This window comes from Stenotrophomonas sp. TWI377 (assembly GCF_039674525.1).
GTDB lineage: Bacteria > Pseudomonadota > Gammaproteobacteria > Xanthomonadales > Xanthomonadaceae > Stenotrophomonas.
This window is the reverse complement of the sequence record NZ_JBDJNT010000001.1, coordinates 428332-445535: the sequence shown is the minus strand read 5'-3', so window position 1 is coordinate 445535 and position 17204 is coordinate 428332. Positions and strand designations below refer to the sequence as shown.

Below are 17204 nucleotides of genomic sequence, written 5' to 3'. Positions count from 1 at the left end.
GTTGCCTAACGTACGCGGCTGCGGCGGGCACCCCCCATGCATATCGGTCATGCAGGGGGGTGTTCGCCACTTTTCATGATCCGGGCCGCCCGGCCCGGCACTGCGTTGGAAGGGCCGTCACGCATGAACCCCGCTACACACTCCGCTCGCCGCGCCACCCCGGCCGGTCGAGCCCGCGCCGGACGCTGGTTCGGCCTGGCAGCGCTGCTGCCATTGCTCACAGGGTGCAAGAACCTGGAGCTGTTCAATCCCATGGGCAGCATCGCCGAGCAGGAAATGCAGCTGATCCTGGTCTGCACCGGCCTGATGCTGCTGGTGGTGATCCCGGTGATCATCCTGACGCTGTACTTCGCGTGGCACTACCGCGAGTCCAACAAAGAGGCCACCTACGCGCCGACCTGGTCGCATTCCACCGCGATCGAAGTGGTGGTGTGGACGATTCCGTGCCTGATCGTGGTGGTGCTCGGCGTGTTGATCTGGAAGAGCACCCACGCGCTGGATCCCTACCGCCCGATCGCGTCGGACACGCCCGCACTGCGCGTGGAAGTGGTCTCGCTCAACTGGAAATGGTTGTTCATCTACCCGGACCACAACGTGGCCACGGTCAATGAACTGGTGATGCCGGTCGATACGCCGGTCGCCTTCAAGCTGACCTCCGAGTCGATGATGAATGCCTTCTTCGTGCCGCAACTGGGCAGCATGGTCTACACCATGCCGGCGATGCAGACCCGCCTGCACCTGATCGGGCACACGCCGGGCACCTATGCCGGGATGTCATCGGCCTACAGCGGCTCGGGCTTCTCGGACATGACGTTCGATGCGCGGGTGATGACCGAGGCGGACTTCGACCAGTGGCTGGCGCAGTCGCGTGGCACCGCCCAGCACCTGGACCAGGCCCGCCTGGCCGAACTGGAGAAGCCGACCCACGGTGCGCCGATGCAGCGCTTCGCCAGCGTGGATACCGGCCTGTTCGACAGCATCCTGCGCCGTTACGGCGGCATGCCTGATGACGAGATCTGCCTGCCCGGCGAAGAACCCGGCGCGAAATCCCAACTCGTAAGCCTGGCCGCGTCTGCCAGCCGTACCGCGGAGAACTGATTGTGCTTGGAAAGTTGAACCTCGACGCGATTCCCTACCACGACCCGATCATCATGTCGGCGCTGGTGGGCTCGCTGCTGCTGGGCGTGGCGATCGTCGCGGCCATCACGTATTACAAAAAGTGGGGCTATATCTGGACCGAGTGGATCACCTCGGTGGACCATAAGAAGATTGGCGTGATGTACATCATCCTGGCCCTGGTCATGCTGGTGCGCGGCTTCGCCGATGCGCTGATGATGCGTGCCCAGCAGGCCATCGCCGCCAATGACAGTGCCGGCTACCTGCCGCCGGAGCACTACGACCAGATCTTCACCGCGCATGGCGTGATCATGATCTTCTTCGTGGCCACCCCGCTGATCGTGGGTCTGATGAACATCGTGGTGCCGCTGCAGATCGGCGCGCGCGACGTGGCCTTCCCGTTCGTCAACTCGCTCAGCTTCTGGCTGTCGGCCGTGGGTGCGGTGCTGGTGATGCTGTCGATGTTCGTCGGCGATTTCGCCGCGACCGGCTGGGTGGCGTATCCGCCGCTGTCCGGCATCGAGTACAGCCCCACGGTGGGCGTTGACTACTACATCTGGTCATTGCAGGTCTCGGGCATCGGCACCACGCTGACCGGCCTGAACTTCATCGTCACCATCCTCAAGATGCGTGCGCCGGGCATGGACCTGATGAAGATGCCGGTGTTCACCTGGACCGCGTTGATCACCAACATCCTGATCGTGGCGATCTTCCCGGTGCTGACCGCGACCCTGGCGCTGCTGACCATGGATCGCTATTTCGGGATGCATTTCTTCACCAATGACGCCGGCGGCAACGCCATGATGTACGTCAACCTGATCTGGATCTGGGGCCACCCGGAAGTCTACGTGCTGATCCTGCCGTGCTTCGGCGCGTTCTCGGAGATCATCGCCACATTCTCGGGCAAGCCGCTGTTCGGCTACCGCTCGATGGTCTATGCGACCTCGTCGATCGGCATCCTGTCGTTCTTCGTGTGGCTGCACCACTTCTTCACCATGGGCTCGGGTGCGAACGTCAATGCCTTCTTCGGCATCATGACCTCCATCATCTCGATCCCCACCGGGGTGAAGCTGTTCAACTGGCTGTTCACCATGTACCGCGGCCGGATCCGCTACCACTCGTCGACGTTGTGGACCATCGGCTTCATGGTCACCTTCGCGCTGGGCGGCATGACCGGCGTGATGCTGGCGATCCCGGGCGCGGATTTCGTGCTGCACAACAGCCTGTTCCTGATCGCGCACTTCCATAACGTGATCATCGGCGGCGTGGTGTTCGGCTGCCTGGCGGGCATCAGCTTCTGGTTCCCGAAGGCGTTCGGCTTCACCCTCAACGAGCGCTGGGGCAAGATTTCGTTCTGGTGCTGGCTGGTCGGCTTCTACCTGGCCTTCATGCCGCTGTACGTGCTCGGTTTCAAGGGCATGACCCGGCGCATGAACCACTACGGGGTGGAGGGCTACCAGCCGTGGCTGATCGTGGCCGCCATCGGTGCGCTGGTGATCGCCGCCGGTATTGCTGCGATGTTCATCCAGTTCTATGTCAGCGTGCGTGACCGCAAGGCCAACATGGATCTCACCGGCGACCCGTGGAATGCGCGCAGCCTGGAGTGGGCCACGTCTTCGCCACCGCCGTTCTACAACTTCGCCAAGCTCCCCGCGATCACCTCGCTGGAACAGCATTGGGACGACAAGCAGCACGGCCGGGCCTGGCAGCGCCAGGACACCTACGAGGACATCCACATGCCGCGCAATACCGCGTCGGGTGTGGTGATCTCGGTGTTCAGCCTGGTGTTGTGCTTCGCCCTGGTCTGGCACATGTGGGTGCTGGCCGGCATCGGCCTGATCGGGGTGATCGCGACCTTCGTGCTGCGCTCGTATGACCGTGATGTGGACTACTACGTGCCCGCCGCGGAGGTGAAGCGCATCGAAGACGCGCACTTCGCGCAGATGGAAGGAGCCAAGGCATGAGCGGCGATACCCTGACCGCTGCCACGCAGCACGGGCAGCTCGCGGCCGGTCACCACGACCACGCCCATGAGCACCACGACGACGGCAACAAGACTGTCGTCGGGTTCTGGATGTACCTGATGGGCGACTGCCTGATCTTCGCGGTGCTGTTCGCCACCTTTGGCGTGCTGCTCAACGGGACGGCCGATGGCCCCAGTGGCAAGGAACTGTTCAAGCTGGGCTTCGTGCTCTCCGAAACGGTGGTGCTGCTGCTCAGCAGCTTCACCTTTGGCCTGGCGATGCTCGGCATGCAGGCCGGCAAGCGCAACCAGGTGGTGGGCTGGCTGGCCGTGACCGGCGTGCTCGGTGCGGTCTTCATCGGCATGGAGCTGTATGAGTTCGCCGAGCTGATCCATGAAGGCGCCACCCCGGACGTGAGTGCATATCTGTCGGCGTACTTCACGCTGGTGGCCACCCACGGCCTGCACGTCACCTTCGGCCTGCTGTGGCTGGCGATCATGATCCACCAGGTGCTGAAGTTCGGCCTGGACGGCATCGTGCGTCGCCGCCTGGCCTGCCTGAGCCTGTTCTGGCATTTCCTGGATCTGATCTGGATCTGTGTGTTCACCTTCGTCTACCTGAGGGAGTTTGTATGAGCGCGAACGCGCCTGATGCCGATCACGGTGGCGGCCACGCCACCCTGAAGGGCTACCTCCTCGGCCTGCTGCTGTGCCTGGTGCTCACCGGTGCCTCGTTCGGCGTGGTCATGACCGATCTGGTGCCGCAGCCGCTGCGCCTGACCGCCATCGTGGTGCTGTGCGTGGTGCAGCTGGTCGCCCAGCTGGTGCTGTTCCTGCATATCGGGGCAGGGCGCAGCCAGCGCGAGAACACCGGCATCTTCCTGTGCACCGCGTTCCTGATCGCCATCGTGGTGGCCGGCTCGCTGTGGGTGATGCACAACGCCAACCTCAACATGATGCCGATGCAGATGTCGGGCACGCCATGAGCGGGTCACGCTCGGGTGTCCTGGCTGCCGGTCTGCTGTTGACGTGTTCCGTGATGCCGGTGGTGGCTGCGGCCGCGCAGGCCCACACCGCGGCAACGGTGTCGGTCAGCGATCCGTGGGTGCGCCTGCCACCACCGGCGGCCAACGTGGCCGCCGGCTATGTGCAGGTGCATAACGGCGGCGGCGAGGACCGGCTGCTGTCGGCCGCGTCCTCGGCGTTTGCCGAGGTGCAGATCCATGCCATGCGCATGGACGGGGAAGTGATGCGCATGCAGGCGCTGCCCGATGGCCTGGCGTTGCCTGGCGGCCAGACGTTGGCGCTGCAGCCCGGGGGGGTCCACCTGATGCTGCTGAAGCCGAAGCGGCCGTTGTCGGCCGGCCAGACGGTACGGGTGACGCTGCAGTTTGCCCGCAGCGCAGCGCAGGTGGTGGACTTCAGTGTGCGCGATGGCCTGGTGCCGCACGGGGCGGTGAAGTGACGCGCTGGGCGGCCGCGGGCCTGCTTACACTGGGACTGCTGGCCGGCTGCGCCGACGGCCAGGCGCCGGTGATGGGCCAGGCGGCACTCGGGGCGGTCAAGCTTGCGAGCAGCGACGGGCGTACGCTTGCCATCCGCGATCTGCAGGGCACGCCGACCCTGCTGTTCTTCGGCTTCACCCATTGCCCCGAAGTGTGCCCGCTGAGCCTGGTCAAAGCGGTTCAGATCAAGCGGCTGCTGGGCCCGGCGGCAGAGCACCTGCAGGTCGTCTTCGTGACGGTCGACCCGCAGCGCGATACGCCGGCGCACCTGCGCGAGTATCTGGCGGCCTTCGATACCACGTTCCTGGGCCTGGCCGGTGACGAGGCCGGTACCCGCGCCATCGCCGAGAGCCTGGGCGTGAGTTATCGGCGCGTCGGCGAGGGTGACGCGGCCACGTTCGAGCACACGGCCTCCTGGTTCCTGCTCGGCGCTGACGGGCAGCTGCAGGATGTGTACGGCTATGCGATGAGCGAGCAGACTATCGTGGAGAAGCTGCGCGTGCGGCTGGCGGCGGCCGAAGGGTGAGCCGGCGGACCGCCACACCCCGGGGGATTGCGCTGCCATGAGCCGTGCCGGCACGCACCGCGCGGATGCCGTCCTGCTGCTCGGCTCGGCCGGCTGCGCGCTCACCGTGCTCGATACCAACGTGGTCGGTGTGGTGCTGCCGACCCTCGCCCGCGATCTGTCGGCCTCGTTCGCAGACATCGAATGGGTGGTCAGTGCCTACGTGCTGTGCTTCGCCTCGCTGCTGCTGCCCGCCGGCACCCTTGCCGATCGGATCGGGCGTCGCCGTCTGTTCCTGGTCGGCTTGAGCCTGTTCGCGCTGACCTCGGTGGCGTGCGGCATCGCCGGCACCGCGATGGCCTTGTCTCTGGCACGGGCCGGGCAGGGTGCTGCGGCCGCGTTCATGCTGGCACCGGCGCTGTCGTTGATCGGGCATGCGCACCAGAGCGCGCCCTCGCGTGCGCGTGCCTGGGCAATCTGGGGCGCGATCATGGGCCTGACCATGGTGCTCGCCCCGCTGATCGGGGGCGCCATCGCGACCTGGTGGGGTTGGCGCTGGGCCTTCCATATCAATCTTCCGCTGTGCCTGCTGCTGGCGGGCCTGAGCTGGGCTTTCGTGCCGGAGTCGCGCGATCCGGTCAGCCGCCGCATCGACGTGCCGGGCGTGCTGCTGTTCGCCGGCAGCATGCTGTGCTGGACCTGGGCGCTGATCCGTGGCCCGGTGGAGGGCTGGGGCAGTGCCACGGTGCTGCCATGGCTGCTGGCCGGCACCGCGTTGGGCGCAGGCTTCATCGTGGTCGAGCAGGGCCGCGCCCAGCCCATGCTGGATCTGCGCCTGTTCCGCGCGCCGGCACTGGTCGGTGCGGTGCTGGCGATGTTCGCCTACGCCGCCTGCGTACAGGTGATGGCCTCGCTGCTGCCGTTGCTGCTGCAGAACGCCCGCGGCGACAGCGTGCTGCAGGCCGGCGTGCACATGCTGCCGTTCGCACTGGCGATGCTGCTGCTTCCGTTCGTGGGGCGCCGGCTGGGGACGCGGTGGGCCTCCGGGCGGATCCTGGCGCTGGGCCTGGGCGTTGCCGTGATCGGCAACCTGGGCATCGCGGTGGCGTTGTGCCAACACAGCGATCTCGGCCTGCTGCTGGCGATGGCGGTGCTCGGCAGTGGCGGTGGCCTGCTCAACGGCGAAACACAGAAGGCGATCATGAGCGTGATTCCGCCGGACCGCGCCGGGATGGCCTCCGGCATCAGCACCACCGCGCGCTTCTCCGGCATCCTGATCGGGTTCGCCACGCTGGGCGCGGTGTTGTCCAGCCACGTCCGTGACGCCGCCCGCGGGGCGCTGACCGAGGCCGGGCAGGCAGGGTCGCCGGCGCTGATCGAGCGCGTGGTGGCCGGCGAGCTGTCCGTGTCCGGGGCTGCACACGACAGCCTGACACTGGTGGCGCGCCAAGCCTATGGCGATGGCGCGGCGTATGCATTCGTGACCGCGGCGGCCATGGCATGGGTGGCGATGCTGCTGACCAGCACGTTGATGGCCAGGCGCTAGACAGTCCGAAGGTGGCGTCCGCGCATGGCGTGGATCCGGCCGGCGGTCACCACGCGCGGGCGCGCACGTCCCAGCAGGCGGCAGTGAATGTCACCGAATCGCCGTCGACGAACGGCTCGAAGGCATGCAGCACCGCGTCGAGCACGTGCGTTCGGACGTCCGCGGCGAGGTCGCCGTTTCGCAGCGCGCTCCCGACCGGTCCGAGCAGCGAGACGTACGTCGCCAGATCCGCACGGTCGATGCGGCACACGACATCCAGCGGCAGCAGCTCGATATCCTCCCAGCCGCCGTCGCTCAGGCTCTGCTCGACCCGGACCTGGTCGGCAAACGCGAACTGACCCGGTGCCCCGGGTTGACGCGGCGGCAACTGCAGCCAGGGTGCCGCCGCGCGCTCGGCGGTGGTCATGAACGCGTTCTCGTCCGGCCCGCGCCAGGCCAGCGCCTGCAGCACGCCGCCGCGTTTGGCGGCGCGCTGCAACTGACCGAAGGCCTGCACCGGGTCATCGAAGAACATCACGCCGAAGCGCGACACGATCCGGTCCAGACGTCCGGGCGCGAACGCATGCTGCTGCGCGTCGGCGACGATGAAGTCCACTGCCAGCCCGGCTCGCTGCGCGCGCTCACGCGCCAAGGCGATCATCGGGGCGGAGAGGTCGACCCCGATCACGTGTGCCTCCGGACCCAGCCGTCCGGCAATGGCCAGCGCCACCGCCCCAGTCCCGCAGCCCACATCCAGCACCTGCGCATCGGTGCCCGGCGCGATGGCATCGAGCAGGTGAGTGGCCAGCGGCGCGAACATCTGATCGAGAATGCGCTGCGCTTCCACCCATGCCTCACCGGCCGGGCCATTCCATAACGCGTGCTGCGAGGTGTCGGTCATTACAGGGCTCGATCTGGCATTGCCAGTGGGATGAGGAGGCTGCACTGTGCCACCTCAACCATCGTTGAGGTCAAGCGCGTAGGCCTCAGCCCCGCCACACGTCCACCAGCAGCTTCACGTTCAACACGATGATCAGGCCGCCGATCAGCCAGGACAGCACGATGAGCCAGCGTGGCGCCACCAGCGCGCCCATCTTGGCCTTGTCCGAGACGAACCGGACCAGCGGCACCACCGCGAACGGCAGCTGCATCGAGAGCAGTACCTGGCTCAGCACCAGCAACCGTGCGGTGCCTTGCTCCCCATAGATCGCGGTCACCACCACCACCGGCACGATCGCAATGCCGCGGGTGATCAGGCGCCGTGCCCACGGGGCGATCCGCAGGCGCAGGAAACCTTCCATCACGATCTGGCCGGCCAGCGTCGCCGTCACGGTGGAGTTGATGCCCGAGGCGAGCAGGGCGACCGCGAACAGGGTCGAGGCCAGCCCGACGCCGAGCATCGGCGCCAGCAGCTCGTAGGCCTGTTCGATCTCCTGCACGTCGGTACGGCCCTGCGCATGGAACACCGCGGCGGCCAGGATCAGGATCGAGGCGTTGATGAACAGTGCGAGCATCAAGGCGATGGTGCTGTCCGTCACCGCCCAGCGCAGTGCACTGCGGCGCCCGGCATCGGTGCGCGGGTAGGCCCGGGTCTGCACGATGGAGGAATGCAGGTACAGATTGTGCGGCATCACGGTGGCACCGATGATGCCGATCGCCAGGTACAGCGCCTTGGGGTCGGTCACCACCTGCGCGTGCGGAATGAACCCGGCCAGCACCGCCTGCAGCGGTGGCGCGGCGATGACCATCTGGATCGCAAAGCAGCCGAAGATCACCAGCAGCAGCGCGATCACGAAGGCCTCCAGCGCGCGGAAGCCGCGGTTCATCAGCAGCAGCACCAGCACCACGTCCACCGCGGTGATGATCGCGCCAGCCAGCAAGGGGATGCCGAACAACAGCTTCAAGGCGATCGCGGTGCCGATCACCTCAGCCAGGTCGCAGGCAATGATCGCGATCTCGCACAACAGCCACAGGCCGAGGTTCACCGGGCGTGAGTAGTGGTCGCGGCAGGCCTGCGCCAGATCCCGCCCGGTTGCGATCCCCAGCCGCGCCGACAGCCCCTGCAGCACGATCGCCATCAGGTTGGAGAGCAGGATCACCGAGAGCAGCAGGTAGCCGAACTGCGCGCCACCGGCGATATCGGTGGCCCAGTTGCCCGGGTCCATGTAGCCGACCGAGATCATGTAGCCCGGGCCGAGGAAGGCCAGCAGGCGGAACCACCAGTGGCCGCCCGTAGGCACCGCGACGCTGGCGTTCATCTCGCCCAGGCTGGGCGTATGCCCGGCCGACGAAGGCCAGGCGGGGGAGCTCTCGGGGCGGCGGCGACTGTCCACGGGCGCAATATAGCAGAGGCTATATTAGTAAGGCTTTGCAATCTGAGGCATCCCAGCGCCTTAACCCTGAACCGCGTATCGTCACCGCTCTTTTCAGATGGAGTGGGTGCATGCGTTGGATCGTGTTGTTGGCCGCATTGGCCATGCCCGTGGTGGCGTGGCTCTCACAGACCGGCATGTTCGGCCCGACCAACGGTGCAGTCTCCGACCAGTACCCCACGTTGCTGGTCGCGGCCGGGTACGCCTTCGCGATCTGGGGCGTGATCTTCCTGTGGGATGTGCTGTTCGGGTTCTGGCAGCTGCGCCTGCGCAAACCGGACATCACCGGGGTTCGCCCGTGGGCCGCGGCGGGCTTTGCGCTGACCGCCGCCTGGATGCCGGTGTTCTCCAACCAGTGGTTCCTGCCGGCGCTGGCGATCATCTGGGCGGCCCTGATCTGCTTGATCGTGGCCGCCTACCGCGCCTCACCGATCACCGCCCCGGGCGGGCAACGTGCCTGGGCGGCGTACCCACTGGGGCTGCACGCCGGCTGGCTGTCGTTGGCGGCCTACCTCAATACCGCCCAGGTGATCGTCGCCTACCGCTGGCTGCCGACCGACAACATGCTCGGCTGGAGCCTGGTGCTGCTGGTCCTGGCCACGCTGCTGGTGCTGGTGGTCAACCAGCTGCTGCGCGGGCACTTCGCCTATCCAGCCGCCGTCATCTGGGCGCTGGCCGGGATGTACGTCAAGCAGTCCGGCTGGGATCTGCCGGGCGCGGCCAACATCGCCACCCTGGCCCTGGTGCTGATCATCATCGTGGTGATCCAGACCGTGTGGCTGCGCGTACGCGCGTACCGCCAGCCGCGCGCGATCGCCGCCGCCCACCGTCATCGCCGTTGATTCTTTCTGCAGGAGACACCCCCATGAACATCGTGATGAAGGAGCGCTGCTGATGCGCGCTGCCGTCCACACCACCTTCGGTGACCCGACCCAGGTCCTCCACGGCGGCGACGTGCCGCAGCCGACCCCCGCGGCCGGTGAGGTGCGGATCCGCACCGTGCTGGCGCCGATCCACAACCACGACCTGTGGACGGTGCGCGGCCAGTATGGCTACAAGCCCGAGCTGCCCGCAGTCGGCGGCAGCGAAGGCACCGGCGTGATCGATGCGCTGGGCGAAGGCGTCGAGGGCCTCAAGATCGGCCAGCGGGTCAGCGCTGCCTCGGTGCATGGCACCTGGGCCGAGTCCTTCATCGCGCCGGCGCGCATGGTCATCCCCATGCCGGACAGCATCGATGACAACACGGCCGCGCAGCTGATCGCCATGCCGCTGAGTGCGCTGATGCTGCTGGAATTCCTGCAGGTGCAGGAAGGCCAGTGGATCCTCCAGAACGCCGCCAATGGTGCGGTCGGCAAGGCGTTGGCGATGCTGGCCAAGGCGCGTGGGGTGCACTGCATCAACCTGGTGCGGCGCGATGCCGGTGTGGCCGAGATGGCCGAGCTCGGCATCGACCACACCATCTCCACCGCGCAGTCGGATTGGATGGCCCAGGTGCAGGCAAAGGTAGGCAAGGCCTCGATTGCGGCCGCCGTGGATTCGGTGGGCGGTCGCGCCAGCAGCGAGCTGATGACGCTGTTGGGCGATGGCGGCACATTGGTCTCCTTTGGCTCCATGACCGGCGAGCCGATGCAGCTCAGCTCGGGCGATGTGATCTTCAAGCAGGCCACGGTGAAGGGCTTCTGGGGCAGCAAGGTCAGCCAGGCGATGGCGCCGGATGACAAGCGTCGCCTTGTTGGCGAACTGCTGCAGCTGGCCGCGCGCGGTGGATTGAGCCTGCCGGTGGACGGCGTGTTCGGGCTGGATGAGGTGGCCGATGCCGCCAAGGCCAGCCTGGACCCGGGCCGCACGGGCTGGGTGGTGCTGCGCCCCGGTGGGGCCGGGTAGAGCCGCCGGTTGGGGGGCGGCCCTTGCTGGGGCGCTGCGTCAGCCCACAAACGGTGGGCTCTACGGGTGATCGGGCACCGCGCCAGCCGACCAACGGTCGGCTCTACGGGTGATCGGGCGCTGCGTCAGCCGACCGACGGTCGGCTCTACCGGTCTGCGCGCAGTGCTTCGATCACGACCTTCATGGCGCTCGAGGATTGCCGGCGGCTGGGGTAGTAGGCGTAGTACCCGTCGAACGGATCGCACCAGTCTTCCATGACACGCCGCAGTGCGCCGGCGGCGATGTCATCGCGCACCATGTCCTCGGGCAGATAGGCCAGGCCCGCACCGGCCAGCGCCGCGCGGTGGATCGCACTGCTGCCGTTGAAGGTCCATTGGCCATCCACGCGCACGTTTACTTCTTCGCCGTTCTTTTCCAGGTCCCACACCATCAGCCCGCCATGGGTTGGCAGGCGCAGGCCGATGCAGTTGTGCGCGGCCAGGTCGGCCGGCAGCTGCGGCGCGGCATGCGTGGCGAAGTAGGCGGGGCTGGCCACGATGGCCATGCGCAGCGGCGGGCTGATCGGCACCGCGATCATGTCCTTGGCCACGCGGCCGCCGAGACGGATGCCGATGTCGTAGCGCTGGGCGACGATGTCGGCCAGGCCATAGTCGATGGTCAGTTCCACATGCAGATCGGGGTAGGCGGGCAGCACGGCGGACAGCCGGGGCCAGACGATCGTGTTGGCGGCATGCTCGGCCGTGGTGATGCGGATCGTGCCAGCGGGCCGGTCACGGTACTCGCTGATCGCGGCGACCTCGGCCTCGATCTCCTGCATGCGCGGGGCGACGGTCTCGTACAGCCGCTCGCCGGCCTCGGTCATCGAGACGCTGCGCGTGGTGCGGGTCAGCAGGCGCACGCCGAGGCGCTCTTCCAGCCCGCGCACCGTGTGGCTGAGTGCGGATTGTGAGACACCCAACTGCGCGGCCGCACGGGTAAAGCTGCGCTCGCGCGCGACGGTGACGAACACGTGCAGGTCGTTGAAATTCTCGCGGGCCATGGGCAGGGCCAAGGGCGCATGGCAGTCATGCGCGTCCATGATGCGCGCTGCCGACTGATGAGCTCCAGGAGCTTCGCTTTGCGATTGATGAGCTGCGGTCATGGCTGCATGCCGATCGCGATGGCTAGTACCCACGTGGGTGCGCGCCTACAGTGACCCTCCCGGCGGTGCGAACCGCTGCTCCCCACAGGAGATCGCTTCATGGACCTGTTCACCGCAGCACTGTCGCTTTCCATGGTGGCCACCGTACCCGCCGAGACCGCGCCCATCCGCATCACCACTGCCGGTACTGCCCCTTCGGCCGCCGGCCCGGCCGAGTACTTCACCGGGCGGGTGCGCATCGATGCACCGTTCCAGACCGATGCGCCGGCGCGCGTCAGTGGGGCCACGGTCACCTTCGAGCCCGGCGCACGCACCGCCTGGCACACCCATCCGCTGGGCCAGACGCTGATCGTCACCGCAGGCATCGGCAGCGTGCAGGAATGGGGCAAACCCGCGCGTGAGATCCGTCCGGGCGACATCGTCTGGATTCCGCCGGGCGTCAAACATTGGCATGGTGCGAAAGCTGCCACCGCAATGACCCATATCGCGATCGCCGAAGCGGTCGATGGCTCACCGGTGACGTGGCTGGAGCAGGTCAGCGACGCGCAGTACAGCGGCAACTGAACCACGCCCCGCGATGGGGACGGCCGTGTCACATCCACCTGCGTACCCTCACAGGCCGATTGAAACAGGAGAACCGTCTTGAGCACCGTTTTCATCGTCGGCGCGGCCGGCAAGGTCGGCCGTCACCTGGTCAAGCAGTTGGCCGACAAGCAACATCGCGTGCTGGCGCTGCATCGCCGCGCCGAGCAGGGCACTGAACTGAGCGACCTGGGCGCAACGCCGGTCTCCGGCGATCTCACCGCCACCGACGTGAACACGCTGGCCGGCCAGATGCGCGGCAGTGACGCGGTTGTTTTCACCGCCGGTGCGGGTGGTGCCGGTATCGAGGTCACTAACGCCATCGATGGCCGCGGCTTGGAGCTTGCGGTGGATGCGGCGCGGCAGGCGGGCGTGCGCCGCTTCCTGCTGGTCTCGGCATTCCCGGAAGCCGGCCGCAACAAAGGCATGGGCGAGGGCTTCGAGAATTACATGACGGTCAAGAAGCGCGCCGATGTGTATCTGGCCGCGACTGATCTGGATTGGGTGATCCTGCGCCCCGGCACCTTGAGCGATGCGCCGGGCACCGGCCGCGTCACGGCGGGCCCGGCGATTGCCTATGGTGATATCCCGCGCGCCGATGTGGCCGCTACGCTGGTGGCGCTGGTGGAGCATCCGCAGGTGCGGCGCACGATCATCGAGTTGACTGAAGGTGACCGGCCTGCCGATGAGGCGATCGCGCAGCTTGCCCGGGCGTAACTCGGGCCGCCGTGTGCGGCGATGGTAAAATCACGTTTCCACCCGCAGCACAGACGAGCACGCCATGACCAACGCCCCCTTCTATCCCATCGGCACCCCCGGCCAGCCCTGGGGCGCAGCGGAGAAGGCGCAGTGGCGCGCTCGTCAGGTGCCGCAGCGCCGCTATGCCGATGACGTGTTGCCGGCCGTCGAGGCGCTGCGCGGCAGCTTCGACGTGACCCGGTACGGCACGCTCGAGTACGCCCCGGACCAATACCCGCTGTTTGCCGTGCGCAGCCGCGACTGGAACCCCGCACTGCCGACGATGCTGGTCACCGGCGGCATCCACGGCTACGAAACCAGCGGCGTGCAGGGCGCGTTGCAGTTCCTGCAGACCCGCGCGGCCGAATACGCCGGGCGCGCCAATCTGCTGGTCGTGCCCTGCGTCAGCCCGTGGGGCTACGAGCGCATCCAGCGCTGGAACGCCGAGGCGATCGATCCGAACCGTTCGTTCATGGCCAACAGCCCGGCGGCCGAATCGGCTGCGCTGATCGCACTGGTCGCGCCCCTGCGCGGCAGCATCGTGATGCATATCGACCTGCACGAAACCACGGACACCGATGAAACCGAGTTCCGCCCGGCGTTGGCCGCGCGCGACGGCAAGCCATTCGAGCCCGGCCTGATCCCGGATGGTTTCTACCTGGTCGATGACACCGAAAACCCGCAGCCGGCCTTCCAGACCGCGGTCAATGCCGCCGTCGAGCGGGTGACCCATATCGCCCCGGCCGACGACAAGGGCGAGATCATCGGTTCCCCGGTGGTCGCCCCGGGGGTGATCGAGTACCCGCTGGAAAAACTGGGCCTGTGCGCCAGCGTCAGCGGCGCCAGATACACGACCACCACCGAGGTGTACCCGGACAGCCCGCGTGCCACACCGCAGCAGTGCAATGACGCCCAGGTGGCGGCAATCTGCGCGGCGATCGATTACGCGTTGGCCGCCCCCAGGAACTGATCCAGCAACCACAGCGCCGCTGGCCCCAGCGGCGCGCCTTTGTGCCATACCGCATCGGTGGAGACCAGCCGCGGCCAGCCGGGCAGGGGCAGCTCCACCAGCATGCCCCGGCCATAGCGCGCCACCAGTGCGCGCGGCAACGCTGCCCAGCCGAAGCCATCCTCGGCCATCTCCAGCACCATCAGATAGTCCGAGGCCGACCACGTGCGCCCGCGTGCGTGGCCCTCGCGCGCCGCATCGCCACTCAGGCAGATCTGCCGGTGGCTGGCCAGGTGGGATTCGTCCGGCGCGTGCAGCGCGGCCAGCGGATGACCGGCGGCAACAAACACCGCCATCTCTGCGCGCAGGGGCAGGGCGCGCACCGCCAGTTCGGACGGGTAGGCCGGCTGATGCGGCATCAGCCCGAGATGGGCACGCCCACGCTGCACCACGTCCAGCACGTCACTGCCTTCGGCATCCAGCCACTCCAGTTCGATATCCGGAAAACGCTGCTCGAACCGGCGCAGCAGGTGCTGGTCCGGGTTGAGCTGGTAAATGTCCGAGAACACCAGGCTCAGGCGCGGCTCGACCTCATCCGCCAAGCGGATGCTGAGCTGCTCCAGACGGTCGGCGGCCGCGAGGATTTCCTGTGCATGGCCGAGCACCTTGCGGCCGTCCTCGGTCAGGACCGGGTAGCGGCCGCTGCGGTCGAACAGCGTGAGGCCCAGGTCGGCCTCGAGCGTGGCGATCGCGGTGCTGATGGTCGACTGGGTCTTTTTCAGGCGGCGCGCGGCGGCGGAGAACGAGCCTAGCGCAGCCGCTTCCACGAAGGCGTGCAGGGATTCGGGGCCGTAGCGCATTGATGTATCGCCTTTATCGATGGATTCCATCTTTGGTCTGATGGAAATGGCGATGATAATGGGCGCGTCGCCCGGGTGTCATCCCGCGGCCGCAATCAAGGAGCTTTCCATGCACACACAGGTGCATTCGCAACCCCGTGCCCGTGGCGGTCTGATCGCCTGGGCCTGCCTGGCCGTGGCGATCGTCGCCGAAGTGGTCGGCACCTCGTTCATGGCCGATGCCGCCCGTCATGGGGGCTATCTGGGCTATGTGGTAATGGCCGTGGCGCTGGCCATTTCGTACTACTTCCTGGCGCTGTCGGTGCGCGGCATCGCGGTGGGCGTGGCCTACGCCGTGTGGGAAGGCCTGGGCCTGACCTTGCTGACGCTGGTCGGCATGTTCGTGTTCAAGGACAGCCTGTCCGTGCAGCAGATGATCGGGCTGGTGATGGCGGCTGCCGGCATCGTCTGCGTCACCCTCGGCGAGGCGCACACGCCATGAACCTCACTGCCTTCCTTTTCGTGCTGTGCTCGGCACTGATCGATATCGCCGCCAACATGATGGTGGCCAAATCCGACGGCTTCCGTAAGCCGGCCTGGGGTTTTGCCGCGATCGTGCTGGTCTGGATCGCCTTCGCGCTGCTCGGTCAGGCGGTCAAAACCATGGATCTGGCCACGGCCTATGCGATGTGGGGTGCCATCGGCGTGATCGGCACGGCCCTCTGCGGGCGCGTGCTGTTCGGCAACCGGCTGCGCCCGATCGGCTGGGTCGGGATCGCGCTGGTCACCGGTGCGGTGGTGGTGCTGTCGAGCCATTGATCCCCGATCAGCGGAACAACTGATTCAACACCGCCCCGGAGGCCGCATCGGCGAAGCCGTCGAAGCGGCCTTCGTCCATCAGTAGCTGCGAGGCCCGCATCATCCCGCCCCAGGCGGTGCGCGCCATCGCACCACCCACGCTGACCCGGCGCACGCCCATGCCGGCGATGTCCTGCAGGGTGAACGGCAGCGCGCTGCCAACCAGCAGGTTGACCGGCCGCGGCGCCACCGCGGCCACCACCGCTTCGATCTGCTCGCGGTTGGTGATGCCCGGCGCATACACGCAATCCGCACCGGCTTCTGCATAGGCACGCAGGCGGGTGATCGCATCGTCCAGGTCGGGCCGGCCGACGAAGAAATTCTCAGCGCGGCCGATCAGCAGCACGTCCTCGCCGGACGCGTCGATCGCGCGGCGGGCGGCACGTACCCGTGCCACCGCATCGTCCAGCGTGCGCAGCGGATGCGCGGGATCCGGGCTGGCATCCTCGATGGAGATGCCGGCCACGCCGGTGGCGATGGCAAGGGTGACGTTGCGGCCGACTGCTTCCAGCGAGCCGAAGCCATCGCCGAAATCGGCATTCAACGGCAACGGGGTCGCCGCGGCCAGGCTGCGCAGATGTGCGAGGGTCTCCTCCAGCGTCAGCGTGCCGTCGGCCTGGGCCTGGCTCCACGCATAACCCGAACTGGTCGAGGCCAACGCCTGGAAGCCGAGACTGTGCAGGTAGCGTGCGCTGCCTGCATCCCACGGGTTGGGCAGCACGAAGCAGCCTTCCTCGTGCAGCGCACGGAAGGCCGCGCGGCGCGGCCGGGGATCGAAGGAAAGGTCCGTCATGGTGCGCATCCGGTCAGCAGTCACCCGATGGTAACGCCAGCGGCCGCCACGCCCTTGTTGAGGGAGCGGCGTGCGGGAAGGGTGTGCATGCGTATGGCGGTCCGGAGCGGGCAGGGGCAGGTTGCGCGTGTGCTGCGAGGCTGAGCGGGGTTGCCCGGGGCCTTGCCGCGTGCAACGCTGGCGCAGCGCCGTTGGCCCGGGCGCCCAAGGAGACAGGGATGCTCGAGGTGATCGATCTGCTGTTGGCGCCGCTGTTCAGGATCAGCCCCATCCGTTATCTGCGTGACCCGGCCTACCGCCAGCGCCTGCGCCGCGAACAGGGCAAGGCCGCGCGCTATCGCATGGTCTTCCTGCTGGTGCTGGTACTGAGCGCCATCGCGCTGCTGGCGCTGGTGATCCTCGCGCGCTACGGGCGCTAGCGTCTGAGCGGCCT

At 67.4% G+C, this 17204-nt stretch carries 20 protein-coding genes; 15 read left to right on the top strand and 5 right to left on the bottom strand.

Annotated elements, in window-relative coordinates; all coding sequences use genetic code 11:
* The first annotated feature begins 123 nt into the window (after nt 1-123).
* From cyoA to ABE546_RS01825, 7 genes are read left to right on the top strand one after another with little or no spacing between them, the layout of a single operon-like run.
* The gene (gene cyoA, locus ABE546_RS01855) at nt 124-1098 is read left to right on the top strand and encodes a ubiquinol oxidase subunit II (RefSeq protein WP_313218530.1); all 975 of its coding nucleotides are present in this window, start codon (nt 124-126) and stop codon (nt 1096-1098) included.
* A 2-nt stretch (nt 1099-1100) separates the two neighbouring features.
* Nucleotides 1101-3080, top strand: coding sequence for a cytochrome o ubiquinol oxidase subunit I (gene cyoB / locus ABE546_RS01850; protein ID WP_313218528.1), 1980 nt, complete (start codon nt 1101-1103; stop codon nt 3078-3080).
* Nucleotides 3077-3715: a cytochrome o ubiquinol oxidase subunit III gene (gene cyoC / locus ABE546_RS01845; protein ID WP_102789309.1), complete on the top strand. Its 639-nt coding sequence runs from the start codon at nt 3077-3079 to the stop codon at nt 3713-3715. The genes cyoB and cyoC overlap by 4 nt, the downstream gene beginning before the upstream one ends.
* Complete coding sequence (cyoD, locus tag ABE546_RS01840) at nt 3712-4065, top strand: cytochrome o ubiquinol oxidase subunit IV (RefSeq protein WP_313218526.1); 354 nt, start codon at nt 3712-3714, stop codon at nt 4063-4065. Before cyoC ends, cyoD begins: the two co-directional genes overlap by 4 nt.
* Nucleotides 4062-4544: a copper chaperone PCu(A)C gene (locus tag ABE546_RS01835; protein ID WP_313218524.1), complete on the top strand. Its 483-nt coding sequence runs from the start codon at nt 4062-4064 to the stop codon at nt 4542-4544. The genes cyoD and ABE546_RS01835 overlap by 4 nt, the downstream gene beginning before the upstream one ends.
* Nucleotides 4541-5110, top strand: coding sequence for an SCO family protein (locus tag ABE546_RS01830; RefSeq protein WP_313218523.1), 570 nt, complete (start codon nt 4541-4543; stop codon nt 5108-5110). Before ABE546_RS01835 ends, ABE546_RS01830 begins: the two co-directional genes overlap by 4 nt.
* A 37-nt stretch (nt 5111-5147) precedes the next feature.
* Nucleotides 5148-6635: an MFS transporter gene (locus ABE546_RS01825; RefSeq protein WP_346462482.1), complete on the top strand. Its 1488-nt coding sequence runs from the start codon at nt 5148-5150 to the stop codon at nt 6633-6635.
* Nucleotides 6636-6681: 46 nt separating this feature from the next.
* On the opposite strand, the gene ABE546_RS01820 is transcribed toward ABE546_RS01825, so the two are convergent.
* A complete protein-coding gene (locus ABE546_RS01820) occupies nt 6682-7515 on the bottom strand; it encodes a class I SAM-dependent methyltransferase (RefSeq protein ID WP_313218520.1) in 834 nt (277 codons plus the stop codon).
* A gap of 85 nt (nt 7516-7600) precedes the next feature.
* Complete coding sequence (locus ABE546_RS01815) at nt 7601-8872, bottom strand: Nramp family divalent metal transporter (protein WP_313218519.1); 1272 nt, start codon at nt 8870-8872, stop codon at nt 7601-7603.
* 185 nt (nt 8873-9057) lie between these two features.
* Between ABE546_RS01815 and ABE546_RS01810 the strand changes: the two genes are divergently transcribed.
* Nucleotides 9058-9828 carry a hypothetical protein gene (locus ABE546_RS01810; RefSeq protein ID WP_313218517.1) on the top strand — a complete coding sequence of 257 codons (771 nt, stop codon included), beginning with the start codon at nt 9058-9060 and terminating at the stop codon, nt 9826-9828.
* A 52-nt stretch (nt 9829-9880) separates the two neighbouring features.
* Nucleotides 9881-10870: a zinc-binding dehydrogenase gene (locus ABE546_RS01805; RefSeq protein WP_346462480.1), complete on the top strand. Its 990-nt coding sequence runs from the start codon at nt 9881-9883 to the stop codon at nt 10868-10870.
* A gap of 146 nt (nt 10871-11016) precedes the next feature.
* Here ABE546_RS01805 and ABE546_RS01800 read toward each other — a convergent pair whose 3' ends face one another.
* Nucleotides 11017-11910, bottom strand: coding sequence for a LysR family transcriptional regulator (locus tag ABE546_RS01800; RefSeq protein ID WP_313219205.1), 894 nt, complete (start codon nt 11908-11910; stop codon nt 11017-11019).
* Between the two features lie 201 nt (nt 11911-12111).
* Here ABE546_RS01800 and ABE546_RS01795 point away from each other — a divergent pair, with 201 nt between their 5' ends.
* The 3 genes from ABE546_RS01795 (at nt 12112) to ABE546_RS01785 (ending at nt 14302) form a co-directional block, all read left to right on the top strand.
* A complete protein-coding gene (locus tag ABE546_RS01795) occupies nt 12112-12576 on the top strand; it encodes a cupin domain-containing protein (protein ID WP_313211968.1) in 465 nt (154 codons plus the stop codon).
* A gap of 78 nt (nt 12577-12654) precedes the next feature.
* The gene (locus tag ABE546_RS01790) at nt 12655-13311 is read left to right on the top strand and encodes an SDR family oxidoreductase (RefSeq protein ID WP_346462479.1); all 657 of its coding nucleotides are present in this window, start codon (nt 12655-12657) and stop codon (nt 13309-13311) included.
* A gap of 64 nt (nt 13312-13375) precedes the next feature.
* Nucleotides 13376-14302 carry a M14 family metallocarboxypeptidase gene (locus tag ABE546_RS01785; protein ID WP_313211965.1) on the top strand — a complete coding sequence of 309 codons (927 nt, stop codon included), beginning with the start codon at nt 13376-13378 and terminating at the stop codon, nt 14300-14302.
* On the opposite strand, the gene ABE546_RS01780 is transcribed toward ABE546_RS01785, so the two are convergent.
* Entirely contained in the window at nt 14275-15141 is an 867-nt protein-coding gene (locus tag ABE546_RS01780) for a LysR family transcriptional regulator (RefSeq protein WP_313211964.1), read from the bottom strand. The genes ABE546_RS01785 and ABE546_RS01780 overlap by 28 nt on opposite strands.
* A gap of 109 nt (nt 15142-15250) precedes the next feature.
* Here ABE546_RS01780 and ABE546_RS01775 point away from each other — a divergent pair, with 109 nt between their 5' ends.
* Nucleotides 15251-15622, top strand: a complete 372-nt coding sequence (locus ABE546_RS01775; RefSeq protein ID WP_346462477.1) for a multidrug efflux SMR transporter — start codon at nt 15251-15253, stop codon at nt 15620-15622.
* Nucleotides 15619-15939 (top strand): multidrug efflux SMR transporter, encoded by a 321-nt coding sequence (locus ABE546_RS01770; RefSeq protein WP_346462475.1) that lies wholly within the window; start codon nt 15619-15621, stop codon nt 15937-15939. The genes ABE546_RS01775 and ABE546_RS01770 overlap by 4 nt, the downstream gene beginning before the upstream one ends.
* 7 nt (nt 15940-15946) lie before the next feature.
* Here the strand turns inward: ABE546_RS01770 and ABE546_RS01765 are convergent, their stop codons facing one another.
* Nucleotides 15947-16780: an isocitrate lyase/phosphoenolpyruvate mutase family protein gene (locus ABE546_RS01765; protein WP_346462473.1), complete on the bottom strand. Its 834-nt coding sequence runs from the start codon at nt 16778-16780 to the stop codon at nt 15947-15949.
* Between the two features lie 209 nt (nt 16781-16989).
* Here ABE546_RS01765 and ABE546_RS01760 point away from each other — a divergent pair, with 209 nt between their 5' ends.
* A complete protein-coding gene (locus ABE546_RS01760) occupies nt 16990-17190 on the top strand; it encodes a hypothetical protein (RefSeq protein ID WP_313211960.1) in 201 nt (66 codons plus the stop codon).
* The last annotated feature ends 14 nt before the right edge of the window (nt 17191-17204 follow it).